The 23,010-nt window shown below is 49.7% G+C and carries 22 protein-coding genes and 1 pseudogene; 16 read left to right on the top strand and 7 right to left on the bottom strand.

The genetic code is table 11. The features are described from left to right. Positions 1 to 52 precede the first annotated feature (52 nt). A complete protein-coding gene (locus ACZYR9_RS13100) occupies positions 53 to 562 on the top strand; it encodes a C40 family peptidase (protein WP_488978944.1) in 510 nt (169 codons plus the stop codon). Between the two features lie 145 nt (positions 563 to 707). On the opposite strand, the gene ACZYR9_RS13095 is transcribed toward ACZYR9_RS13100, so the two are convergent. Together ACZYR9_RS13095 and ACZYR9_RS13090 are read right to left on the bottom strand one after the other, a co-directional pair. Then, on the bottom strand, positions 708 to 1,634 hold the full coding sequence (locus ACZYR9_RS13095) for a DMT family transporter (RefSeq protein ID WP_488978943.1): 927 nt from the start codon (positions 1,632 to 1,634) through the stop codon (positions 708 to 710). Beyond that, positions 1,631 to 2,560 carry a DMT family transporter gene (locus ACZYR9_RS13090; protein WP_488978942.1) on the bottom strand — a complete coding sequence of 310 codons (930 nt, stop codon included), beginning with the start codon at positions 2,558 to 2,560 and terminating at the stop codon, positions 1,631 to 1,633. Before ACZYR9_RS13090 ends, ACZYR9_RS13095 begins: the two co-directional genes overlap by 4 nt. 232 nt (positions 2,561 to 2,792) lie before the next feature. Between ACZYR9_RS13090 and ACZYR9_RS13085 the strand changes: the two genes are divergently transcribed. Next, positions 2,793 to 3,317 (top strand): ADP-heptose synthase, encoded by a 525-nt coding sequence (locus tag ACZYR9_RS13085; protein WP_488978941.1) that lies wholly within the window; start codon positions 2,793 to 2,795, stop codon positions 3,315 to 3,317. A 45-nt stretch (positions 3,318 to 3,362) separates the two neighbouring features. Further along, positions 3,363 to 4,166, top strand: a complete 804-nt coding sequence (locus ACZYR9_RS13080; protein WP_488978940.1) for a (S)-benzoin forming benzil reductase — start codon at positions 3,363 to 3,365, stop codon at positions 4,164 to 4,166. Here the strand turns inward: ACZYR9_RS13080 and ACZYR9_RS13075 are convergent. Beyond that, positions 4,163 to 4,693 (bottom strand): hypothetical protein, encoded by a 531-nt coding sequence (locus tag ACZYR9_RS13075; protein WP_488978939.1) that lies wholly within the window; start codon positions 4,691 to 4,693, stop codon positions 4,163 to 4,165. The genes ACZYR9_RS13080 and ACZYR9_RS13075 overlap by 4 nt on opposite strands. A 150-nt stretch (positions 4,694 to 4,843) precedes the next feature. On the opposite strand from ACZYR9_RS13075, the gene ACZYR9_RS13070 reads away from it, so the two are divergent. Next, positions 4,844 to 5,386 carry a hypothetical protein gene (locus ACZYR9_RS13070; protein WP_488978938.1) on the top strand — a complete coding sequence of 181 codons (543 nt, stop codon included), beginning with the start codon at positions 4,844 to 4,846 and terminating at the stop codon, positions 5,384 to 5,386. Positions 5,387 to 5,501: 115 nt separating this feature from the next. Here ACZYR9_RS13070 and ACZYR9_RS13065 read toward each other — a convergent pair whose 3' ends face one another. Further along, a complete protein-coding gene (locus tag ACZYR9_RS13065; RefSeq protein ID WP_488978937.1) occupies positions 5,502 to 5,753 on the bottom strand; it encodes a DUF2533 family protein in 252 nt (83 codons plus the stop codon). Positions 5,754 to 5,868: 115 nt separating this feature from the next. Between ACZYR9_RS13065 and ACZYR9_RS13060 the strand changes: the two genes are divergently transcribed. Beyond that, positions 5,869 to 6,522 carry an NUDIX hydrolase gene (locus ACZYR9_RS13060; RefSeq protein WP_488978936.1) on the top strand — a complete coding sequence of 218 codons (654 nt, stop codon included), beginning with the start codon at positions 5,869 to 5,871 and terminating at the stop codon, positions 6,520 to 6,522. Positions 6,523 to 6,783: 261 nt separating this feature from the next. Further along, entirely contained in the window at positions 6,784 to 7,464 is a 681-nt protein-coding gene (locus ACZYR9_RS13055; protein ID WP_488978935.1) for an SOS response-associated peptidase, read from the top strand. Positions 7,465 to 7,553: 89 nt separating this feature from the next. Here ACZYR9_RS13055 and ACZYR9_RS13050 read toward each other — a convergent pair. Together ACZYR9_RS13050 and ACZYR9_RS13045 are read right to left on the bottom strand one after the other, a co-directional pair. Beyond that, positions 7,554 to 7,900, bottom strand: a pseudogene (locus ACZYR9_RS13050) (aldo/keto reductase); the annotation flags it as partial. Positions 7,901 to 8,030: 130 nt separating this feature from the next. After that, a complete protein-coding gene (locus ACZYR9_RS13045; RefSeq protein ID WP_488978934.1) occupies positions 8,031 to 8,222 on the bottom strand; it encodes a hypothetical protein in 192 nt (63 codons plus the stop codon). 191 nt (positions 8,223 to 8,413) lie between these two features. On the opposite strand from ACZYR9_RS13045, the gene ACZYR9_RS13040 reads away from it, so the two are divergent. Together ACZYR9_RS13040 and ACZYR9_RS13035 are read left to right on the top strand one after the other, a co-directional pair. Next, complete coding sequence (locus tag ACZYR9_RS13040; protein WP_488978933.1) at positions 8,414 to 9,943, top strand: NAD(P)H-hydrate dehydratase; 1,530 nt, start codon at positions 8,414 to 8,416, stop codon at positions 9,941 to 9,943. Between the two features lie 167 nt (positions 9,944 to 10,110). Continuing rightward, positions 10,111 to 11,340, top strand: a complete 1,230-nt coding sequence (locus tag ACZYR9_RS13035; RefSeq protein WP_488978932.1) for a PASTA domain-containing protein — start codon at positions 10,111 to 10,113, stop codon at positions 11,338 to 11,340. A 34-nt stretch (positions 11,341 to 11,374) separates the two neighbouring features. Here the strand turns inward: ACZYR9_RS13035 and xerS are convergent, their stop codons facing one another. Beyond that, a complete protein-coding gene (xerS, locus tag ACZYR9_RS13030) occupies positions 11,375 to 12,460 on the bottom strand; it encodes a tyrosine recombinase XerS (protein ID WP_488978931.1) in 1,086 nt (361 codons plus the stop codon). A gap of 638 nt (positions 12,461 to 13,098) precedes the next feature. Between xerS and ACZYR9_RS13025 the strand changes: the two genes are divergently transcribed. The 8 genes from ACZYR9_RS13025 to ACZYR9_RS12990 all read left to right on the top strand — a co-directional run bounded on the left by ACZYR9_RS13025 (position 13,099) and on the right by ACZYR9_RS12990 (position 22,997). Continuing rightward, complete coding sequence (locus tag ACZYR9_RS13025) at positions 13,099 to 14,124, top strand: Gfo/Idh/MocA family protein (protein WP_488979075.1); 1,026 nt, start codon at positions 13,099 to 13,101, stop codon at positions 14,122 to 14,124. Positions 14,125 to 14,144: 20 nt separating this feature from the next. After that, positions 14,145 to 15,416 (top strand): ABC transporter substrate-binding protein, encoded by a 1,272-nt coding sequence (locus tag ACZYR9_RS13020; protein WP_488978930.1) that lies wholly within the window; start codon positions 14,145 to 14,147, stop codon positions 15,414 to 15,416. Between the two features lie 11 nt (positions 15,417 to 15,427). Further along, positions 15,428 to 16,417 (top strand): carbohydrate ABC transporter permease, encoded by a 990-nt coding sequence (locus ACZYR9_RS13015; RefSeq protein WP_488978929.1) that lies wholly within the window; start codon positions 15,428 to 15,430, stop codon positions 16,415 to 16,417. After that, positions 16,414 to 17,256, top strand: coding sequence for a carbohydrate ABC transporter permease (locus ACZYR9_RS13010; RefSeq protein ID WP_488978928.1), 843 nt, complete (start codon positions 16,414 to 16,416; stop codon positions 17,254 to 17,256). Before ACZYR9_RS13015 ends, ACZYR9_RS13010 begins: the two co-directional genes overlap by 4 nt. 27 nt (positions 17,257 to 17,283) lie before the next feature. Beyond that, positions 17,284 to 18,459: a Gfo/Idh/MocA family protein gene (locus ACZYR9_RS13005; RefSeq protein WP_488978927.1), complete on the top strand. Its 1,176-nt coding sequence runs from the start codon at positions 17,284 to 17,286 to the stop codon at positions 18,457 to 18,459. 21 nt (positions 18,460 to 18,480) lie between these two features. Beyond that, the gene (locus ACZYR9_RS13000) at positions 18,481 to 19,446 is read left to right on the top strand and encodes a sugar phosphate isomerase/epimerase family protein (protein ID WP_488978926.1); all 966 of its coding nucleotides are present in this window, start codon (positions 18,481 to 18,483) and stop codon (positions 19,444 to 19,446) included. Positions 19,447 to 19,600: 154 nt separating this feature from the next. Beyond that, a complete protein-coding gene (locus tag ACZYR9_RS12995) occupies positions 19,601 to 21,136 on the top strand; it encodes a response regulator transcription factor (RefSeq protein ID WP_488978925.1) in 1,536 nt (511 codons plus the stop codon). Further along, a complete protein-coding gene (locus tag ACZYR9_RS12990; protein ID WP_488978924.1) occupies positions 21,129 to 22,997 on the top strand; it encodes a sensor histidine kinase in 1,869 nt (622 codons plus the stop codon). The genes ACZYR9_RS12995 and ACZYR9_RS12990 overlap by 8 nt, the downstream gene beginning before the upstream one ends. The last annotated feature ends 13 nt before the right edge of the window (positions 22,998 to 23,010 follow it).

The raw sequence follows: 23,010 nt of genomic DNA, 5'->3' as shown, positions 1-23,010 counted from the left end.
ATAAGGTGGTATCAGGCATTTAACAAACCACATTCCAAGGGAGGAAACAAAGATGACGAATACGAAACGAGTTGGTAAACTGCTGGCGGGCGTAACTCTCAGCCTGGCTATCGCTTTTTCCGGAGGCATGGTGATCGCACCACAGCCTGCACATGCGGCTTCTGCAACAAGCGCCGCTACCGCCGATCGCGTGATTGCTACCGGAAAACAATTTCTGGGAGTTCCTTACCGCTTTGGAGCCAAATCGGGAAATACGAATGCATTTGATTGTTCCTCTTTTACTCAATATGTATTCAAGAAAAACGGGATTAACCTTCCACGTTCATCGAGACAGCAAGCTACTGCCGGCACCTTTGTACCGAAGAGTCAGCTGCAGCCGGGAGATTTGGTTTTCTCTGATACGAACCGGGACGGGAAAATTAATCACGTAAGCATTTATATGGGTAACGGCAAATTGCTTCACACCTACAGAGTCGGCATTGGTGTTACGATTTCAAATTTTAAAGGCAGCACTTGGGACAAGACCTATGTCACAGCAAGACGTGTTATTGCTAACAAATGATTAATTAACTGACCGACCCTCATCGAAAGCTAGCTGCACTAACGAAAAGCTGTGATATAGCCATTATATAATAGCAAATAAGAGTAATGCCGATTATACGAAAATAGGCTGCTGAAGACCCTTTAGGTCTCCAGCAGCCTATTTTTTAAGATACCTTTGGAGGAGAGCTTCTTTGCAACAGCTCCGGGGACTTCTGCTTTTCATTCGACAGAAGGAACAGCCAAACTCCTAACAGCAGCAGGAGCCCCGCGGCAGCCTGCAGCCAGGTAACGGATTCGCCTAACAGCAAGTAGGCCAGAATGGTAGCCCCAAGCGGCTCGCCCAGTACGCTCATCGATACGGATTCCGGTCGCATAAACTTGAGCAGCCAATTGAACAGATAATGGCCGAACAAGGTAGGAACAACCGCCATCAGTACGAAGATGCCCCATTCCTTGGCTTCGTAGCTGATAAAGCTATATCCAAGTACGATATTATAAATGGCAAGCACTGCCGCGGCAAAGAAGAACACGAAGAAGCTGTAGAGAAAAGCGGGAACGCGGCTTAGCAGGCTTTTTCCTAAAAGCATGTGTATGGCGACCGCGATGGTCCCAAGCAGAGACAGCAGGTCTCCCAGCAGCGCCTGCCCGGTTAGTCCCCAATCTCCATAGCCGATCAATATAGCTCCAGCGATGGCGATCAGCATGCTGGTTACCGCGAATGCATTAGTCTGCTGCCGCAAAAAGATGCAGGCACCGATCAGAACGAAAACTGGTTCTAAGGCCAGGATGGCTGTGGAGCTGGCCACCGTAGTCAGCTTTAATGAACCCATCCATAATAAGAAGTGCAGCCCAAGCGCAAGCCCCGACAAAGCCAGCCCCAACCAATCCCGCGGACGGATGCTGCGGACTTTTTCACGATAGCCCCATATGAACGGAAGCATGATCAGAGTCGTAATTACGAGCCTGTACATGGCGATGACGGATACCGGTGCATTGGACCATCGTACGAAGATGGATGAAAAAGAAATCGCTACGATGCCGACGACCAGCAGCAGCGGCAAAGGAACGGGGATACTGGGTTTGGAATTCATGAGGATGTTAGCTCCATTCGTTTAGGTGAAGGCTTTAACCGCCTATTCATAAAATAGACGCCGGTAATAATCAACACTGCGCCGATCAGATGGTAAGCACGAATCGATTCACCGGCAAATAACGTAGCAAAGATCGCGCTAAACAGCGGAATCAAGTTCAAAAAGCCGGAGCAGCGCGACGGGCCAATCATGGCAATAGCCGCATTCCAGGCCGTAAAAGATAACAAGGATGGAAAAATTCCGATAAACAGCACCCCGGAGACAAGTCCGGCGGTCCACTCAATCTCAGAGCCGCGGATGGTCCATTCGACAATCGTGCTTGGGATGAGAACGACCAACGCCATGATCAGCGTAGCAACAAATAGGGCATGGACAGGCAGCTCTCCCGCAAACTTTTTCATCCCTACGGAATAGAGAGCCCAACAAGCGATTGCGGCAAGCATCCACAAATCGCCCCGGTTAAAGCTTAGGCCCGCGATGGCCGACCAGCTGCCGCGCGAGATAATCCATAGAACGCCGGTCAAAGATAGCAGGATCGCTGGAAGCACACGCCAATTGATGCGCTCCTTTAGCATAAATAAAGAAAAGACGACGATCATCATAGGAGTTGCCGCGTTCATCAGCGATGCGTTAATGGAGCCCGTATATTGTACCGCAATATAGGTTAATGTATTAAACCCTGCGATGCCGGTGAGTGATAGAAACAGCACCATCCGCCATTTTTGCATGATTTCCTTTCGGTATCGCCAGCATTCTGCTCCCCAGAACGGGAGGATGACAACCAATGCCAGACTCCAGCGGATCAACGCCAGCAAAAAAGGAGGAACCTCGGTTACGAGCGTTTTGCCTACCACAAAATTGCCCCCCCAAAAGCAAGTCGCGATAATCAGAAGTATGTATGGTGATTTCCACAATGTTTTTACCATTTGAAGTGCAGCTCCCTTCTCTGATGACAATCCTTACTAGAAAAAAACATTTCCTATTATATCACCAATTGGCTTATTCTCACTAGCAGGCAGGGCAAAAAAATGTCATCGTTTCCATTGTGTAGTGCAAAGCTTTGCGGGTTCAGCCGCATTGGACTTTTCCGACTATTTATGATATCACATAAATAGGGGACAAGAACGTATGGACGCATATGGATAGGGGGAGTGCAGCATGTCCCGACGGTTTGTCATTGAAGCGGTCATGGTAGCCATTTACGGGGAGTTGATGGTACCGAGCCGACCGGTGGAATATTTAATCCCATACTCAAGTATACTGGAGCTTTATGAAATGAAAGACAGCAAGGAACCGGTGATGCCGGATGCAGACGACGACGTGCACGTGAAAGAAAAAATCGGCGAGCTGATTACCTTTTTCGATGATCCTTTCAATAAGAAAAAGCTTGAACGCGCGCTTCAGGCGCCTTGGCGAAGCAGTCCACCCATCCCGGTAAACGATCAGGTGACCTTTTTCGTCATCCATTCCATCGAGAATGCGCAGTACGGTGAAGCTTTGGATCCGATCGAAACGGAGGTTGTACTTACCTCGCTGCGTGAAAAGGTCCCCGTGCTGACCGATCAAATCGAACTGATGGAAAAGATCATTCAAGCCGAAATTCCGGTACAGGTTTATGATGTGTACGACTTTGAATTCGCAGTCGAAGACGGAATTACGGCAGACGATTGGATGAAGCTCTAGCGAATATTTGCCTTTTTCCCCGTAAAAGGGGGTTTTTGTGTTTGTATGTCTATGGAAAGGAAAGATCAAGCCACAATGCAATTGTATATCATTACCGGTGCGACCTCCGGAATTGGGGAAGCGCTCGCCAAACGTGTGTTAGCCTCCGGTCACTCGGTCATATCCGTATCCCGCACGTTGAATGAGTCCCTGACCGTAATTGCGGAAGAAAAGGGGACTTTTCTGACCGGGTATCCTTGTGATCTCAGTGAGACGGATAGCCTTATGCCGCTTATGGAACGGATAATCCGGGAGTTCGATATCACACAGCTTTCAAACGTGACCTTGGTTAACAATGCAGGCATTCTGAAGCCGATCATGCCGTTGGAGCAGGCCGGATCTACGGAGCTGACGGCGCATCTGCATATCAATCTGCTGGCTCCGATGCTGCTGACCTCAGCTTTCATCCGCTCAACGAGCGTATGGCCGGATACCATATCCAAAACGGTGGTTAACATCTCGTCCGGTGCAGGGAAAAAGCCGTATTCCGGTTGGAGCGCTTATTGTACGGCCAAAGCGGGACTCGATATGATGACGCGCTGTGCCGGGAAAGAGCAGGGGGATGGCCCAGGCGCGGTAAAGCTGGTTTCCATAGCGCCGGGCGTTGTCGATACCGGGATGCAGGAGCAAATTCGTGATACCGAACCCGAACGATTTCCGGAGGTGGAACGGTTTATCGGATTGAAAGCGTCCGGAAGCTTATATTCGGCCGATGATGCCGCCGAGCGGATTTTGTCCATTCTGGATCAAGGAGATTTTGAACAGGGAGACGTGATTGATGTACGCCATTATTCCCTGCCGGAGCGTTAATTTATAACGGTACGATATGCCGCGGTGTCTTGTACCATTTTGATCACATCCGGGACAGTTAACCCCATAAAATGTTGAAATCCGTCTTCATGCAAAGCGATCAGCTTACCGTCCTGTACCGGGTATAGACCTTGCCATTGGCCTAAAAGAGAATACATGTTCGTGCCCGCTGCTTTCCGGAGGAATACTACATATTCACCTTCAGCTAACGGACCGGTGTAGGTTAGGTTCAATGGATCCGAAGGCTTAGGCAAGGGCTCAATGCCATCTGTAAGAATAGGGATGGAGGATAGCGCAGGAGGGCCTTTCAGCATCTGCAGCACATGCAGCGGCTGAACATAATTAACCAGCCTTCCCGGCCCTATGGGAACTTCGGTTGGGTAGGAGGCCGTACGGATGCCGACGCGTCCGAAGACGATGACATCTGCGTCACGAATCAGCTCTTGATGTGAAGCCACCTTTTTATGGATTAACCGCAGCTTGCTTACATCCGGCTGTGCTGCAGCCGGAAATGCAGGTAACAACAACAGGATGCATCCGGCTATGAACAGGACTAATGTTCGTTTCAGCTCAAATCACTCCTTTCATGACAGGACACAGGAATAGGGACGCTTCTAGTTTCAACAGAATGAAATCAATTATTCATTCCCATGCCGGATAACAAGCGAGGTGTTCATATGTTTGATCCAACCATATATGATAATTTGAAGGTGGTTATGGAAGGCCATTTGTACGATATGGATGCTGAAGGGAAGCTCAGGGTCGTCGATAGAGAAGATCTGGTCGATCTGGCAAAGATGGGGCGTACATTTCGAATGAAATTCATTTTGGGAAAAGGCGGAGAGCGCTTCAGCTCAACCGTCACGCTGTACAGCGGGTTATCGGATTTTTCCGGAGAGCTTCGCGGGCTTCATGCAGCGGGTGAAAGTCCGGGAGCGAGGCTGGAGCTTCAGCTGGACATGCCGGCTGAGCTATCGGAGAACAGACAGACCATTCATGAGGTTGTAACAGGCACATGGGGAGAAGATTGGTTGATTCGGCATGAGCGGCTCGAGGAGTTGTCTATGACTTCTTCTGCGTCCGATAGCACTGAACATCCCGGCAGCTATCGGATCAAGCTAGCCTTAGCGCGCAAAATTGATGAAAGCCACATCGAAGATATGGGGGCGCTCCTTGAGCATTTGCTTTATACTTCAAGGGTGATCCATGACATGCACTAACCAACGGACCTAAACCCAAACCTATCGCCAAATGCGGATATCTAACCAAGGTACGTGCACTTAACGATAGGGTTGGGTTATTTCTTACCAATTTATGCGTCTTAAGCAGTTAACCTTAGCGTTTCACAAACTCGCGCACCATCTCTTCCGTTACGAAAACGCGGGTAGGGGAAATCCCTTTTTGCGCATGCTTGTTAATTCGGGCTGTTACTTCATTGATCGGCTCGACACTGAAGGGAAGACCTGCGGCACATTGTGCAACCGCTTGTTCAATAGCGCGTTCCCGTTCATTCTCCAGCTCAATAAACCGCTCAAGATGGGCATGCTGCTTTCGGGTGTGACTTGTAATGGCTTCATGGACATTCATTGAAAATTGCAGCTCCTTCTATCAATACGCTATAATCGTTTACATCTTACTATAGGATGAAGCGTTGTGGCAAACTTTTGTCAGACGCTTGATCAGCCGAAAGGAAGCATCCGTTATGAATTCAGACAAATCCAGTGAGCTTCTGGATATTTTCGATTCATCGATGAATCCCATTGGGAGGGCTGCTCGTGCGGAAGTCCACGCCAAAGGCCTGTGGCACCAAACCTTTCAATGCTGGATTTGGCACGATGCGAAAGGGGAGGCGGCGCTCTTGTTTCAGGAACGGCATCCGAATAAAGATACCTTTCCTGGCTTACTGGATATTTCGTGCGCGGGACATTTGCTTGCCGGCGAACGGGTGGAGGATGGTGTCCGTGAGCTGGAAGAAGAGCTCGGATTAAACGTTCCGTTTGACAAGCTGATTTCGTGCGGCATTTTCGCGGAAGAGGACCGGATTTCTGAAAAGCTTATCGACCGTGAGTTCTGTCATGTGTTTTTTTACCCTTGCCAACAGCCTTTAACGGACTATCTCCTGCAGGAGGAGGAGGTCACAGGCCTGTTCCGTGTACCCCTTAGCGACGTACGACGGTTGGCGGCGGATCCGAACTTTCAGGCGACTGTTCAAGGCGTGGTGCCTGACTCGCACCAGCGCGGCCGGATGCATTCGGTGGAGAGAACCGTTCGCAGGGAAGATTTTGTTCCACATTCGGAAGCTTATTACAAGCTGCTCCTGGGGGCTATTGAGAACTATTGCCAGGACCCTTCCTGAAGGAGCGGGAAATAAACGGGGATTCATTTCCCGGGCAAGCGCATAAGTCGATAAAAAATTTCAAATTATCTGAACCTTTCGACAAAAACATCTTTTCCCCTTGTAGCATCCTCTACACCTTGATCAAACGTGTGGCGGGCAGGTGATAACTCGCCGTCATTATCATTGCAATAGCAAGCCGGTGTCGTTTTCGTAGACAACGGCTGAATAATTTTTTTATACATGAAGATACTGGAGCTAAAAACATAAGAGGTGTTCTTCATGTGTAATCGTTTTTCTCTGACAACGGAGCTCCCGGAGTTATCCCATCATTTTAAAGTTACGGATGTAACGTTTCCATATAAGCCCCGCAGCCACAATATACCGACTCAGCCGATTTCGGTGATTATCGCTGATCAGCAGGGACGAAAGCTGGAGGAGCATCGCTGGGGCCTTATTCCGTTCTGGGCCAAGGATGCGGTTAATGCCGACAGTGCCGAGCTCCACGAGAAGCCGGCCTACCGTAAAATGTTTTCGAAGCAGCGCTGCGTCATTCCTAGCAGCGGATTCTATGTATGGAAACAAAAGGGAAAAGCCAAGCAGCCGGTACGCGTTGAGATAGTGGACAAACGTGTGTTCGGTATTGCCGGATTATATGAAATTTGGAAGGACGCCCGCGGTCGAGAACATCGTACCTGCACAATCATCACTACGGTATCGAACAGGCTGGTTTATGAATATGACGAACGGATGCCCGTCGTCTTACATGAACGTCATATGGATGCATGGCTCGATCCTGGAATGAACGGAGAGCCGGATTATCTGCAAAGCCTGCTCAAGCCATATGCACCTGAACGTATGAAGGCTTATCCGGAATCCGCTCGAAGCCTTCCGGTCAAAGAGCAGACGGAGGAGCTTATCGAGGAGCCTCCGGCCAAGTACGCCATGATAATCAAAAAATAATATGCCGTATTCATAAAAAACCAGCCATTACTGACGGTAAGCTGACCGATTCAGCAGGGCTGGTTTTCAGTATAAAGATAATGCCGTTCTTACTCTTGCAAAATCGCTTCGATCCGGTCAGGCACATCCTGCGAAAGGACGACACCGGAAGCGCCGCAGTTCTCCACAACCTGCTCCGGACGACTGGCTCCGACCAAGGCGCTCGCCACATTGTCCTTCCTGTGGCTCCAGGCCAATGCCAGCTGTGAAACCTTGATACCAAGCTCGGAGGCAATGCTCTCCAATTGCTCTACCTTCACCAGCTGACTTTCTTGAATTCGTCCTTCTTCCCAGCTTTTGCTTACTGCCCGGCTGTCAGCAGGAAACGCTTGGCCCGGCGATATTTACCGGTGAGCAGCCCTTGTGCGAGAGGGGAGAAGACCACTTGACTGATCCCTTTCACTTACTTTCAATCCGCTCCTGCCCAATTTTCGATATTTCATCGTTCGTACCTCCTGGATCGTGTGTTTTTTGACAACAATGCCATTATATACAAACCGTTCGTAAGTAGGAGAAGGATTACCGATCTAAACGTGATAGCTTCCGATCGGCTTATTCAATACCCATTCGAGCAGCATAATTTGCTCTTCAAGATGATTCATTTCCGATTGGAGCGCAGACTTAGCCTCTTCGGGTGAAGCACTCAGACGGCTTTGAAGGGATTGCCTCTGTATAATAAACTCATTCAGCTTTCTTTTTACTTGATCTTCTGTTCTCATGACATTTCCCACCTAACTTCTTATGTGATAACAAGCTCCATGGTAGCAGATTGCAGGAAGGGATGGAAGCCAGAGATAACATTGTATTTACATAATATATATTATGTAATTAAATAAAGGCCAAATGCGGCATCTGCAATGGTATGTTATAATGGCATTGATTAACTTCAACAAAAGGAGGCATTTTCCTAATGCATATCGTTACTGCTGAAGAAATGAGGCGGATCGATCGCTTCGCGATCGATAGCATTGGAATGCCCGCCATGGTCCTTATGGAAAATGCAGGTCGAGCTGTGTCGCAAGAGGTCATTTCCTTTTTCGCAGGCCAGCCGAAGCGAATCGCTATTCTTACCGGTAAAGGCAACAACGGTGGAGACGGCATCGTCGCAGGCCGGCATCTGCAAGAAGCAGGTTTTCAGGTGAAGCTTATTTATGCCGAATCTCCAGACCGGTTTAAGGGAGAAGCGGCGCTTCAAAGTCAAATCGCACATAAGTGGGGACTTTCCCATTGTATATATAGATCGGAAGAACGAATAAACTGGGAATTGTACGATGGAATTGTGGATGCCCTTCTTGGAACAGGGAGCAGAGGAGCTCCCCGCGGTGCTTATGCCAAGCTGATTGAGGAAGCGAATCAATCCGGGCTGCCGGTGATTTCCATCGATATTCCCAGCGGATTGGACGCAGATACGGGACATATTCATACGCTGTGCATTCGCGCAGAACGGACGGTAGCTCTGGCGTTTAGCAAACGGGGATTAGAGCAGTTTCCCGGCGCGCAGCAGGCGGGGATCGTTATTGTCCGTTCGATCGGTATTCCGCCGGGATCAGCGGATCGGATGAACGTCAATACGTTTAGGATTGAAGAGCCGCTTCTCTCGGAAAAGCTTGGTTTGACCAGTTATCGTAAGCGGCTGTCCGATACGCATAAAGGCACGTTCGGACATGTGCTTGTTGCTGCAGGCAGCCGGGCGATGGCGGGGGCGGGGCTATTATCCGCCAAAGCCGCACTGAGAAGCGGTGCGGGACTCGTTTCGTGGGCGCTTCCGATGAGTCTTATGGAGTCGATGCTCGGACATCTCCCTGAAGCGATGCTGCGTGGAATCACCGATGAAAAGCATGGCGATTGGAGATCTATCGATCCCAAGGAGCTTATCGCTCTGGCACAGGATAAGAACGCAATACTGTTCGGTCCGGGAACGGGACGGTTTGCACAGGACGACCGGTTTGTGCGCAGCATTTGGGAAGATACGGCGTGCCCCCTTGTGATTGATGCGGACGGGTTAAATATGCTCGCGGCCGCCTCGGATTTTGATGCTTGGGTCCAGAGAAAAGCGTCCGTTGTGCTTACGCCCCATCCTGGAGAGATGGCCAGATTATGCGGACAATCCGTCAAGGATATCCAGCAGGACCGGATTTCTAGCGCGAGAAAGTATGCGGTTGAATTCCAAGTCACCCTCGTGCTTAAAGGCGCAAGAACAGTCGTAGCGACTCCGGATGGTGCTGTCTATGTGAACACCACGGGTAATGCCGGGATGGCCACAGGCGGCGCGGGAGATGTGCTTGCAGGGCTAATCAGCGGCTTGCTGGCGCAAGGCTATTCCGCTGCACAGGCCTCATGCCTTGGCGTTTACTTGCATGGAGCTGCCGGAGATCGCGCAGCGCAAAGACGAGCCCATCAAGCATCGTTAATCGCAGGTGATATCATCGAAAATTTGTAATGATATTCATTACATATATTGAATATAAACATCATTAATTATATATGGAATTAACTAATTGAGAGAATCATGCCAATTACCTCATAAAAACGGCTTTCTATCCGAACCATTATATAGAAATTCATTTCACGGATAGAATGAACATTATCTTTTTGCAGGAGGTTTTCATGGAGACACGCATCAATCAACGTTACGAGCTTTTGGAGCCGATCGTTCCGATGCGGAGCGGTATTTTATACAGCGGAAATGACTTATTTTTAAATAGAGAGCTTATTTTATTTGTTGTTGATAGCCAAGGCGAAACGCATAAACAGGCTTATCTCCGGCTGCTTCAGCAGGTTGCCATGTTCAACGACAACCGGTTTCTTCATATTCTCGATGTCGGCATAGAGAATCATCGTATATTTGCGGCGCTTAAAACGTTTGCCGGCAAACCGCTGATCCAATGTCTTAAGCATCATACCTATACCGCACAAGAGGTCATCGCAATGATATTTGAACTCGGTAAAGGTGTACAGGATGCGATGGAGCATGGGATTTCCGGTTTTAGCGTACTTTCAAGCAATATATGGGTCGGCGATGACGGACAGCTGAAAATCGTGAACTATTGGGAAAAAGGAGAGCCTGCGGAGCGGGGGGTTCAGGGCTTGGCCGGGTTGCTTTTTCAGCTGCTGACCCGTTCCGAGACGCTGCCGGATTCTGTAGAAGCCGCTGAGGATTCGCTTCGCATGGCATTCAAAGAAATCCCCGCAAGTGATAGGGAAATGCTCATGATGACCTGGAGAAGGTCGTGGAACGGTCAAAATACATTATCCTCTTTTATTCTCGGCTTGCAAAACGCAGCGCAGGAGTCTTGGACCAAAGACACGCCGCTTGAAGAGCCTTTCACTGAGGAGAATGAGGCGTCCGACGAATTGGCGGAAGATAACGAAGAAGAGCAGCCCAGAAGAGGTTTTTTGTGGCGTACAGGGGTCAAGCTGCTGATCGGAGCAGGTGTGGCCAGCTTTTCCGGGCTGATCCTGATCTTTCTCTTTGGTTTGGGCGGATCGGAGACTCAAAAGCAAGTGATCCAGGATTCTTCGAATCAGAGAGATATCGTATTAAATACGCCCCCGGCCTCTACCGTGCCTGAGCCTCAGACAACGGAAGAGCGGGAGACACCAACAGAGGATGTGGAAGAGCCGCCTACTTCGGACGGTCCAGTTGATGTACCTACCTTAGTCGGTCTTAGCAGGGAGCAGGCGGAGAAGCAAGCTGTGGCCTCGGGACTTCGGTACAAATACTTTATTGAGCCGGATAGCAGTCCTGCCAACACTGTATTTAGGCAGGACATGGAACCCGGTCAGAAGGTGAACAAAGGTGACAGTATCACCTTCTGGGTCAGCAAAGGAAACTAATCGGGCATAAACTCATGTGGCTTTGAAATGCAGCTTATGCGCCGTCCGATGTTTTATCGATGGCCTCGGCCATCGTTTTATCCGTCAAATGGGCATAGATTTGCGTCGTTTCGGGGGATGCATGTCCGAGCTGCTCTTGCGTTTTGTATAAATCATTACGCAGATAATAATCCGTCGCAAAGGAATGACGCAGCTTATGCACGGATAAATACGGTTTACCGAATCGTTTGGCATATTTGACGACCATTTCTTGAATGGCCCGTTTGGTCATTCGTTCGCCTTCTTTTTTGCCGTTCGCTACGGCGAGAAAGAGGGCCTTTTCGCGTTTGGGCGCTTTGTACTGCGTCTGCCGCAGCTCCATATACTTGGAGAGATCATCGATCGCTTCCTGACGAAAATACACAGGTGTTTTGAAGGTATCGTCATTTTTGCCCTTGCGGTAAACATAGGTCAGCTTTTTTTTCAAATCGATGTCGTCCACATTCAAATTGACAACCTCGGAGACGCGAAGTCCGGAATTCAGAATCAAGCTTATGATGCAAGTATCGCGGATTTTGTTCAACTCGTAAGCATAGAGGGCCTGCTTGTTGTTGACGACATCTTGTCCATAGCCTTGCTGAACATATCTGATAAATTCCAAGATTTCCGACTCCTGAAGCAGCTTGCCTTCAAGCTTAGCAGCGGAATCCTTCGGCTTGTGCGTTCGCTTGATTTCCACTTTGGCCATGACATTCCTCTTCAGCAATGGATAGAAATTCTCATCCTCCGCAATTTGGCTTAAGTAATGAAAGAGCGATCGCAGGGAGGAAAGCTTGCGGGATATTGTTGTTTTTCCATTGGCATTCTCCTTGCGGGAGGCCAGAAACATTTTGAAATTATCGATGCTGTCCATATGCAGCTTCTCCAAATCCTCAATCGGAATCTCACGGAGAGCCGCGGCTGAAGTAAGACCTTCGGCCATCAGCCAGGAAAAAAACGTCTCATAATCCCGTATATATTCCAGCAATGAGGAAGGAGAAAGGTCAGGCAGCTTATAGTTAATAAATTTTTCTACGTACCACGGCATCATCGGCACTTTTTTATCCAGTTCGTTGCGGTCTTTTATTTTGATGATATTCATGGAGACTCTCACCTCAAAAAACGGAGTAAAATCGTTAACATAATATTATTTATGTAAACAAATAATTTATTAGCTTACTATATCATCATACCATCAGGGAAGGTTGGGTTCAAAGCCATATTACACATCACACTAAGGCATTTGTCCGGGGAAATACAGTTCCAGACTAAGAACATCCAATGGTTTAGGATTTTTGACGTCAGTAGGCCCAACCCAAACCGGGAGCGGTATCGATTACGTGGATTGACGCTTTGGGCAAGTGAGGGTTGCATACGTTTTAATTTTCGTTTCCATATCGGAACTGATTACCATAAGTGACGCCGAGTCCTCGAAATTATTGATGGGCTTCGGAAGCCGTAGTACTCAATTTGCTTCAGTTTAGTGGAAATGCAAAAGTCATGATGAAGCTTATGCATGAAACGATAAACCATCTCTGTTGACTAGCATTATAACACAACTGGGAATTATTGGATTCGGGTCATTAAACTGAAGAAAGGAGGTTGAAGCGAAAAGGACTTATATTAATAAATTATATATCGCGCCTTAATTTTTTGGATTCATGGATCCTCCATGATTGGGTATAGTTTTATGTAAGCGCTTATCGCTTAAGAACAAAGGAGGTCTCCTGCGTGAGCATAATGCGGATTATTCAAATCGGAGCCGGTGGATTCGGACAATCCTGGCTTCAAATTGTTAAGGACTACCCTGGGGCGGAGTTGGCGGCGGTGGTTGACATCATGCCTGACAATCTGGCCAAAGCGGCTCAAATCACCGGTTTGCCTCAAGAGCGATTATTCCGGCAGCCGGAGGACGCCTTCCGGGAAATCGAAGCGGACATCGCCTTGATCGTTACCCCGCCGCAGACGCACAAGACTCTTGCCGTTCAGGCGCTGGAGGGAGGACTTCACGTTTTGATGGAAAAGCCGATGACCCATACCTATGAAGAAGCGGTTGAGCTGCTTGACGTCAGCCGGGGCTTTAATCAACAAATCGCGGTCAGCCAAAATTACCGGTGGAGAGCTCCCGTTCAAACCGTTAAAAAGCTTCTGAACGAGGGGGCGGTCGGCTCTGTGGGTTATGTGGAATATGCATTCCGCAAGGCCATGAAATTCGGAGGTTGGCGCGATAAATACACCGACATTTTATTGGAGGACATGGCGATTCATCATTTGGACATTCTCCGGTTTTTGCTTAACGCAGAAGTGGAAGAGATCATGGCGCGAAGCTTTCGGCCCTCATGGAGCTGGTTTAGCGGCAATCCCTCCGCCAGCGTCACCATGCAAATGGAAAAGGGAATCCATGTGCACTATTTTGGAAGCTGGGTTTCCCGGGGGAAGGAAACGAGCTGGAACGGGGATATACGCATCGTCGGGGATCAAGGCGCGATCGAGATGATCAATGATGAAATCACGTTATGGACAGGTGATGCTCCCGAGAACGCCGTAGGCCGTGTCATCGAACCCAACCCCGCACCATTGGGTGACCGAGCGTCGTCTCTAGCTGATTTTGTAACGGCGATTCAGCAGCACCGTATTCCGGCGACGCCGATTCAGGATAACATTCGCAGCTTCGAATTGACCTGTGCGGCCATTCAGTCGGCCACAAGCCGAATGCCGGTTCGTCTGAATGATTTCAGCCTTTTGCAAAAAGCAAAGCAATCATGAAAATGGGAGGGACGATATCCATGTGGAGAAAAATCGGTTTGGCGGCACTCGTATCCGTATTGGGACTTACCGCAGCTTGTAATCCCAGCTCTACCGGGGACGGGTCGACGTCTCCTTCGGGGGCGCCGGCATCCGGCGGACAAACGAGCAATTCGACCGATAAGGTGAAGATTACCTGGTGGGATTATATGAATTCCGATGCGATGGTCGCCGCACTAACCAAAGTGATCGACGATTACCAGAAAGCGAATCCGAATGTGACTATCGAACGTACGTACGTTCCGTTCGGCGATTTAAAAAATAAGCTGCTGTTAGGCTCGGCTGCAGGGCAACTCCCCGACATCGTATGGATCGATAACCCGGATCATCAGGCGTTCGCTGCAGCCGGCGTTCTCGCCGATATCACGGCGGAGGTGAAGGCGTGGGGGCAAGCCGATCAATACTTTGAAGGTCCTTGGTCTTCGACAGTCTACAAGGATAAAAATTACGGCGTGCCGAACAGCAGCAATAACCTCGCGCTATACTATAACGTCGATATGCTGGAGCAGGCGGGCGTCAAGCCTCCCACAAACTGGAACGAGCTGTTGGATGCCGCCAAAAAGCTGACGAAGCAGGGCGTTTACGGCATGAGTGTCTCCGCTGTGAGAAACGAACAGGGAACGTTCCAGTTTCTGCCGTTCGTGTGGCAGGCCGGCTCGGATTTGATGAGTTTCAACAGTCCGGGCACAGTAGAGGCGATTAAGCTTTGGAAGGAGCTTCTGGATAGCAGCACGATGTCCAAGGAAATCCTCGGACAAGATCAGCAGGCCACGATGCTGCAGTTTGTCGCAGGTAATACGGCCATGATGGTCAATGGAACGTGGCAAATTCCAGTGCTGAAAAAGGATGCCAAGTTTAAGTGGGACATCGTTGCACTGCCCGTCAACAAACAAGGGGGCACGATTCTCGGCGGGGAAAATTGGGCGATTACTTCGACGTCGAAGCATAAGGATATCGCCTGGGATATTGTAAAGTTCGCCAACCAGGGAGAATACTTGAAAAACTTCCTGAAGGCGGCGGGCCGACTGCCCAGCCGCAAGGATTTCATCCAAGATCCTTATTGGCAGGCAGACAAACATTTAAAAATTTTCTCGGACGGCATGAATGTCGCTAAAGCCCGTGCGTACGGCCCTAACTATCCGAAAATTTCCGATGCGGTGCAGGAGATGATTCAACAGGTGTTGACGGGAGTGAAATCACCGGAAGACGCGGTTAAGGAAACGGATGCCAAAATCAAACCGCTTCTTCAATAACAGGACAAGGGATGAAACCGGACGGTTTCATCCCTGCACAGGGAATGAGGGAGATTATGGAGAGAGAGCTTTCACCCGCATCAAGAAGGCATGTGCCGAACGCTTCCCGAAGAAGCTTGTACAGCTTGTGGAACCGTCTGACCAATTATGTTTTCGTATTGCCCGGCGTCCTGTTTATGGTCATCTTTCTTGTGTTTCCAATTTTGTACAACTTACTGATCAGCTTTCAAAATGTTACTCTGATCAATTTGAGAGGCGAGCACGATTTCGTCGGACTGCTGAATTATAAAACGATCTTCCAGGATGAATTATTTGCGGTTTCTTTTAAAAATTCAGCCATATTTACGGTGCTGAGCATCGTTTTCCAATTCGGGATCGGCTTCTCGCTCGCCTTGTTTTTCAATCAGCGGTTTCCGGGACGCGATATGATGCGTTCGGTGATGCTGCTCGCATGGATGATGCCGATTGTCATTACAGCCACCTTATTCAAGTGGATGCTGGCAGGCGATCACGGCGTAATAAACTATCTTATGCAGCAGCTCGGTTTGATCGAAAATCACCGTTTTTGGCTGTCGGAGGAAAAAACCGCATTATACGGCACCATTCTGGCCAATATTTGGATCGGGGTTCCGTTTAATATGATCATCTTGCTAGCCGGACTGCAGTCCTTGCCGGACCATCTCTACGAGGCGGCCAAGATCGACGGGGCGGGGCGCTGGCGCCAGTTCCGCTATATAACCATGCCGCTGATGAGGCCTACGATTCTGGTGCTGCTGATGCTCGGGCTGATTTACACCTTTAAAGTCTTTGACCTGATTTTTATCATGACCGGAGGAGGCCCTGTCAACGCGTCCACGGTATTTCCTCTGTATGCGTACCGCCTGGCCTTTGTCAACTTCGAATTTAGTTTGGGCGCTGCCGTATCAAGCGTTATGTTCTTTATACTTATCGCTTTGTCGGCCGTTTATCTTTGGTTGATGCGAAAGGAGGAGCATCATTGACGGCACATGCCAAATACCGCAAACAAGATTTCGCGCTTACTTTCATTGGAGCTGCGGCTACCCTAGTGTTTTTGTTTCCCGTGTACTGGATGATCGCTACGTCGCTCAAGCCGATGGGGGAATTGTTCGCCAACCCGCCGCATATGTTCCCTCATGAGCTCACCTTTTCCGCCTATATCGACAATTTTATGTCCAACCGTTCCATGCTCGGGTATATCGGCAACAGCTTTATCATCGCATCGGGCACGATGCTGCTCACGCTGGTCCTTGCCGCTCCTGCGGCCTACGGTCTGGCCCGGCTGCGCATGTGGGGGAAAGCCGCGATCCTGATTTTGCTGCTGGCCACCCAAATGCTGCCGACGATCATGCTGGCGATGCCGTTGTTTATCGCATTTTCCAAAATGCAGCTGATCAACAGCTTCCTTGCCTTAATCGTCGCCAACACAACGCATTCGCTGCCTTTTGCGATCCTCGTGCTGCGCCCTTATTTTCTCGCGCTTCCTTCGGGTCTTGAAGAAGCCGCTTTAATTGACGGCAGCGGCAAATTCAGCGCCTTCTGGCGGATCATTCTGCCGCTGGTGAAGCCGGGCCTGCTGACGGTAGGCGCGTTCTGCTTTCTCTGGGGCTGGGGGGATTTTATATTCGCCCTGACGCTTACGACCAATGAAGCCATACGTCCGCTGACTATGGGGTTATACAAATTTATTGGCGAGTATGGAACCGAGTGGAACAACCTCATGGCTGTAGCGACGATCGCTGCGCTGCCGATCATTCTGATTTTTGTCACTTTGCAGCAATATATTGTCAGCGGCTTGACGAGCGGCTCCATGAAGGACTAGCACACTACAAGAAAGGAATGGTGAATCATGCCAGAGACAGCCCCAAAGCAAGTCCGTATTGGAATGATCGGCTACAAATTTATGGGGAAGGCGCACAGCCATGCTTACCGGGATTTGCCCTTTTACTTTGATACGGATGCGGTCCCCGTGCTTCAAGCGATTGCCGGCAGAGACGAGAACGGCGTCCGTTCCGCCGCGCATAAGATGGGCTGGGCCTCCTATGAAACGGACTGGAAGCGCCTTGTGGAGCGGGACGACATCGACTTGATCGATATTGTGACCCCGAACAATACCCATGCCGAGATGGCTATCGCCGCACTGCAGGCCGGAAAGCATGTCCTCTGCGAGAAGCCGCTTGCCATGAATGTCGAGCAGTCAAGGCGGATGCTGGAGGCGGCAAGAGCGTCGGGCAAGCTGCATATGATTTGCCATAATTACCGGTTTGCTCCGGCCGTCCAATTTGCCAAAAAGCTGATCGAAGAAGGAAGGCTCGGCCGCATTTATCATATACGCGCCACCTACCTGCAGGATTGGATCATGGATCCGGAATTCCCGCTGGTCTGGCGTCTGCAAAAGGACGTCTGCGGTTCCGGAACGCACGGCGATCTCGCGGCTCACATTATCGATTTGGCCCGTTTTCTGGTCGGTGAGTTTACCGAGGTCGTCGGAACGATGGAGACCTTTATCAAGGAGCGCCCGATCGCTGAAGCGAGCGGAGGACTGAGCGGAAGCGGGAAGAGCGGCACTAAAGGAACGGTGGATGTGGACGATGCCTCGGTATTTATCGCCCGGTTTGAGAACGGGGCCATCGGGACATTCGAAGCCACCCGGTTTGCGGGCGGGAATAAAAACGGCAAACGCTTTGAGATCAACGGCGAGAAAGCGTCGATCCGCTGGGATCTGGAGAACATGAACAATCTTGAGGTCTACTTTGCCGATGATGAACCGGGACTCCAAGGCTACCGGTTGATCAATTGTACGGAAGAGCATCACCCTTATGCCGGCGCCTATTGGCCTGCGGCTCACATTATCGGATATGAGCATACATTTATCAACCTGGTGCATGAGCTGATGAACGGGATCGCCCAAGGCTATCAACCCGCTCCCAATTTTGAAGACGGAGTTAAAAATCAAGTCATTCTGGAAGCGGTGGAAGCTGCATCGGCGAAGAAAAGCTGGGTAAGCATTGATAACGCCATTTAAAAATAGAAGGGAGATTATCATATGAAATTAGGCGTATTCCTGACCTTGTTCAGAAAGAAATCCTTGGAAGAAGCGCTCTCTTATGCAGCTGAATGCGGGGTTCAAACGGTAGAGCTTGCCACAGGCGGCTATGTCGGCAACCATCACTGCAAGCCTGCAGAGCTGCTGGATAACCCCGAAGAAATCGAGCGCTTCCGGCAATTGCTTGACCGTTACAAGCTGGAAATCAGCTCGCTGAGCTGTCATGGGAATCCGCTTCACCCTAACAAAACGATCGCCGGGGAGCATCACCGCGACTTCCAGAACACGATTCGGCTGGCCCAACGCCTGGGCGTCGATACGGTCGTCAATTTCTCCGGCTGCCCGGGCGAATCGGAGACCTCGCAGCGGCCCGTATGGATCACGTGTCCCTGGCCTACTGACTTTGCGGAAATCGTAGAGTGGCAGTGGCAAGAAAAGGTGATTCCGTATTGGAAAGAGATGGGCTCGTTTATTCGCGAGCATGGCGTCAAGGCTGCCGTTGAGCCCCATCCCGGATTTGTAGTCTACAACACGGAAACGGCATTAAGGCTTTGTGATGTGGGAGGAGAGCAGGTAGGGGTGAACTTTGATCCCAGCCATCTGTTCTGGCAGGGCATGGATCCGGTTTCGTCCATCTTGGCGCTGAAGGACCGGATTTATCATTTCCATGCCAAGGATACGGTGATCTTCCCCAATAATACGGCGCTCAATGGGGTGCTGGATACGAAATCATACAGAAATATCGCCGACCGATCTTGGGTTTTTCGGACCGTAGGCTACGGTCATGGAGCCGACACCTGGAAATCGATCATCAGCGCCCTGCGGATCGCAGGCTACACCGGAGCCATCAGCATCGAACACGAAGACGGGCTTATGTCCGTGCAGGAAGGCTTTAATAAAGCGGTTCGCTTTCTTGAGGACGTATTGATAACAGAAACCACCGGTGATATGTACTGGGCAAATTAGCAATTTATTAATTAACCATTCCTGTGTAGTATAGATAATGTCCGACAATAACTAAGCGGTATCCCTGGTTTGCTGTACAGGCAGACATACGGACGGCGCGGCAATGAGACGGTATTGGCCCATTGCTGCGCCGTCTTTAACAATGGAGGGGAGTATGTCTGAAATGAACATTTTAGTGGTTGAAGACGAGCAAGCGATTAGAAAAGGATTAGAGAAGGCCATTACCCAGCTGAATGACGGCTTCTGTGTATTAAGTACGGCAGACGATGGGGAAACGGCACTGCAGTGGCTCGAGACAGCCGAGGTTTTACCCGATTTGATTATCACGGATATTTATATGCAGTTTATGGACGGCATTGAATTGATTGAACAGGTAAATCTCCGTTATCCCGGAATTACCTGTGCGATCTTATCCGGACATGAGGATTTCAGGCTCGCGCAAAAAGCGATCGACCTAAAGGTATGCCGGTATATCACCAAACCGATTCAGCCGGCAGAACTGCATGGCATCTTATGTGTGATCCGTGAGGACATCGTCAAGGAGCGTTTGCGCATGGCCTCTCAACAGCATGCGGCCAGACCGGCAAACACCAATACCGAGAGTTATGTGAGGGAGAAGCTTCTTTCGGACTTGCTGGATGGAAAGCTGCTTTCCATGGCGGAGCTGAAGGAGAATGCCGACTGCTTTCCTTTCCCCCTGGATGGGGAATATGCCGGCGGCGTCGTCCGGTTGAAGAAGAGCGAGCTGGAGCTGTCACAGCGGGATTTGCTGCTGTACTGCGCCGGAACAAAGCATCTGTTTAGCGAAACCCTCCTCGCAGACGTCCAAGGCTTTGTCTTGATTAAGGATGAACGAACGCTGGTGTTCGGTATTCACCCTGCCGATTCATACACGGCTGACGGTCTGCACAATTTTGCCCTTCTGGCCGACAAAATTCTTGGAATTCCGGTGGCCACCGCAATCGGAACGGTTGTTCGCGGCATTGCCCGGATCCCGCAGTCCGTAGGTCAAGCCTACGATCTATTGGAAGCCCATTCCTTGGGGAAATCTTGCTATCCACTGGAGGAGGAGCAGAAATTCCGCATGGCGCTGGGCACGGGAAGGTCCGAGGAGGCGCTGGTGCACGCACGGCAATTTCTTCGGATGCTGACGGCGGACAATCCGGGAGATGCCCATACGCTTCAAGGCTTATATAAGCTTGCTGTCTCCGTAGAAAAACTGTTTCAAGAACTGGGAATTCAATATCCCGCACTACCGCAATTGCATCATCCATCGATGGCTGCCGCAATCAAACGGATGGAGAAGTGGCTTGAAGCGTGTGTAATCAGCCGCGGTACGGTAACCAAAACCAGCGTAACCTCTGATATTGTTGACAGGGTGGCCGCATACATAGAACAGCATTATCACGATTTTTCCCTTACTCTTCAATCGCTTGCCGATCTCGTTTCGCTGCACCCCAATTATTTGACGCAAACGTTCCGTAAGCATACCGGGCTCTCCTGCATGCAGTATCTGGCCAAGACGCGTATGGAAAAAGCCAAGCAGCTGTTAAACAACACCGATCTGAAAATATCCGAAATAGCGGAAAAGGTCGGCTACGAAAACCCTCTTTATTTCAGCAGCTATTTCAAAAAATGGGTCGGTAAAAACCCTTCTGACTACAAAGGGGAATCCGGTTCCTATGCTTAATCGGCTCTTCACGTATTTCTTTCAATGGTACGCCACCCTCAACAGCAAAATATTCATCAAGCTCATTCTTATCATCTCGATTCCGAATCTGCTGTTGATCGCAGTCATTGCCCAGCTGATGTCCGATCAAATCGACCAAAAAGAGGCGGAAATGAACAATACCCTGTATGTGCTTGAACATGCGACGAGCAGAGAAATACGGGCCATTTTTAACGATGTAACGACCTTAACGAACCAAATTTTGATTGACCCTGACGTGCAGCGTATCTTAGCCTCCGCCAAGCAATCCAAGGAGGATGGAGCTGCAGGACGCTGGCTGGATCAGAACGTTCTTCTTCAGGAGAAATATGACAATCAGCATGCCATGAGGAACCTGCTGTCCCGATCCAGGCTGGTTTGGAACAATATATTTTCCATCGCCGTCGTCGATCTGAATCGAGAGGTATATTTGAATACCTCGGAAAATTATCAGATTTATCCTGAAGATTTGGAGCGTTCCGAGCTGTTTCAGACGGTGGTCTCGGCAGAGCAGTCCGGATTGGCATGGAGCGTGAGCGACGCACTCATCAAAAACGAGGATATGATTACCATCACCCGAAAAATCTATGGAGTCACCCAGCCGACCGATGTCATCGGGTATGTCATTGTCAATCTTTCTTTGGATGCGGTTCGCAGCTCCTTTGATACCTATAATTATTACGGTCAGATGATATTCGGCATGATTAACGCCTCGGAGAGCGCATGGATGGTATACGACAGCAAGAAAATCCAGGGCGGGACAGGCCAGTTGATCGATCAGGCCGCGGTAGATATCGCTTCGAAGCTGACAGATGTTCATCTTAACGACCGCACATGGAGAACCGTTCTCATGAGATTGGATCGTCAGGGCTATCTTTTTGTCGGGCTCGACAAGGAATTTATTCTTAAAGAAACGGGTGAAATCCGAAAGAAGCTGATATACGGTTATGTGATTTTTCTACTGCTTGCTTTGATCGTATCCATGTGGGCTACCAAAATACTGTCTCAAAGGCTCAGACAGCTTATCAAGGCCATGCGCAAATTCGGTCAAAAAAAGTGGGGGACGCGAATATCACTCAAGGGCAACGATGAAATCCGAATCATCGGAGACCAATTTAATCTGATGGCGTCGGAAATCGAGGATTTGATGACGGATTTAAAGGAGCAGCAGCGCTTAAAAAGGCTGTTTGAGCTTAGAGTTCTGGAGTATCAGATCAATCCTCATTTTTTATACAATACATTGGATTCGATTCATTGGCTTGCTCAGGAGAATGAACAACCCAAAATCAGCGAGATGGTCAGCGGGCTGTCCAAGCTGTTCCGCATGATTTTAAGCCAGGGCCGTGAGACCATCACGCTGGCCGAAGAGTTTGAAATGGTGCGTGTCTATCTGCAGATTCAAAAAATCAGGTTTGAGGAGCGTTTCGACTTTGCCCTCCATTTATCTGACGAGGTTGCGCAGTATCCGATCGGCAAGTTGGTGATGCAGCCGCTTGTCGAGAATGCGATTGTGCACGGGATGCGGCGGTTGAGAAAGAAGGGTTTGATCCTGATTACAGGCTTTCTCGAAGAAGATGAAGTTGTCGTGGACGTTTCGGATAACGGAGTGGGGATGACCGGGGAGCAGCTGAATAAACAGCTGGAATTGTTGAATGGCGACGTTCTGGAGGAAGGCATTATATCCTCATCGGGCTACGGGATGAAGAATGTGGATTCCCGCCTCAAGATGCTTTATGGCGCCTCCTATCGGATGCTGATTCATTCCTCCAAAGATACGGGAAAGGGTACGAGCGTACAGTTTAGGATCAAAGAACAAGTCATGAAAATGGGAAAGCCATTGTAATTCAATTCCCGCA

It is taken from the genome of Paenibacillus sp. F024, assembly GCF_057814255.1.
Note: the sequence above shows the minus strand (reverse complement) of the source record. Positions and strands in the feature narration are given on the sequence as shown.

Coding starts and splice junctions, on each gene's coding strand:
- ACZYR9_RS13070 (WP_488978938.1), top strand. CDS start 4,844: ATGTTTGATCCAACCATATATGATAATTTGAAGGTGGTTATGGAAGGC.
- ACZYR9_RS13045 (WP_488978934.1), bottom strand. CDS start 8,222: ATGAGAACAGAAGATCAAGTAAAAAGAAAGCTGAATGAGTTTATTATA.
- ACZYR9_RS13040 (WP_488978933.1), top strand. CDS start 8,414: ATGCATATCGTTACTGCTGAAGAAATGAGGCGGATCGATCGCTTCGCG.
- ACZYR9_RS13095 (WP_488978943.1), bottom strand. CDS start 1,634: ATGAATTCCAAACCCAGTATCCCCGTTCCTTTGCCGCTGCTGCTGGTC.
- ACZYR9_RS13090 (WP_488978942.1), bottom strand. CDS start 2,560: ATGGTAAAAACATTGTGGAAATCACCATACATACTTCTGATTATCGCG.
- ACZYR9_RS13065 (WP_488978937.1), bottom strand. CDS start 5,753: ATGAATGTCCATGAAGCCATTACAAGTCACACCCGAAAGCAGCATGCC.
- ACZYR9_RS13000 (WP_488978926.1), top strand. CDS start 18,481: ATGAAATTAGGCGTATTCCTGACCTTGTTCAGAAAGAAATCCTTGGAA.
- ACZYR9_RS12995 (WP_488978925.1), top strand. CDS start 19,601: ATGTCTGAAATGAACATTTTAGTGGTTGAAGACGAGCAAGCGATTAGA.
- ACZYR9_RS13080 (WP_488978940.1), top strand. CDS start 3,363: ATGTCTATGGAAAGGAAAGATCAAGCCACAATGCAATTGTATATCATT.
- ACZYR9_RS13085 (WP_488978941.1), top strand. CDS start 2,793: ATGTCCCGACGGTTTGTCATTGAAGCGGTCATGGTAGCCATTTACGGG.
- ACZYR9_RS13015 (WP_488978929.1), top strand. CDS start 15,428: ATGAAACCGGACGGTTTCATCCCTGCACAGGGAATGAGGGAGATTATG.
- ACZYR9_RS13055 (WP_488978935.1), top strand. CDS start 6,784: ATGTGTAATCGTTTTTCTCTGACAACGGAGCTCCCGGAGTTATCCCAT.
- ACZYR9_RS13035 (WP_488978932.1), top strand. CDS start 10,111: ATGGAGACACGCATCAATCAACGTTACGAGCTTTTGGAGCCGATCGTT.
- ACZYR9_RS13020 (WP_488978930.1), top strand. CDS start 14,145: ATGTGGAGAAAAATCGGTTTGGCGGCACTCGTATCCGTATTGGGACTT.
- ACZYR9_RS13005 (WP_488978927.1), top strand. CDS start 17,284: ATGCCAGAGACAGCCCCAAAGCAAGTCCGTATTGGAATGATCGGCTAC.
- ACZYR9_RS13060 (WP_488978936.1), top strand. CDS start 5,869: ATGAATTCAGACAAATCCAGTGAGCTTCTGGATATTTTCGATTCATCG.
- ACZYR9_RS13025 (WP_488979075.1), top strand. CDS start 13,099: ATGCGGATTATTCAAATCGGAGCCGGTGGATTCGGACAATCCTGGCTT.
- ACZYR9_RS12990 (WP_488978924.1), top strand. CDS start 21,129: ATGCTTAATCGGCTCTTCACGTATTTCTTTCAATGGTACGCCACCCTC.
- xerS (WP_488978931.1), bottom strand. CDS start 12,460: ATGAATATCATCAAAATAAAAGACCGCAACGAACTGGATAAAAAAGTG.
- ACZYR9_RS13100 (WP_488978944.1), top strand. CDS start 53: ATGACGAATACGAAACGAGTTGGTAAACTGCTGGCGGGCGTAACTCTC.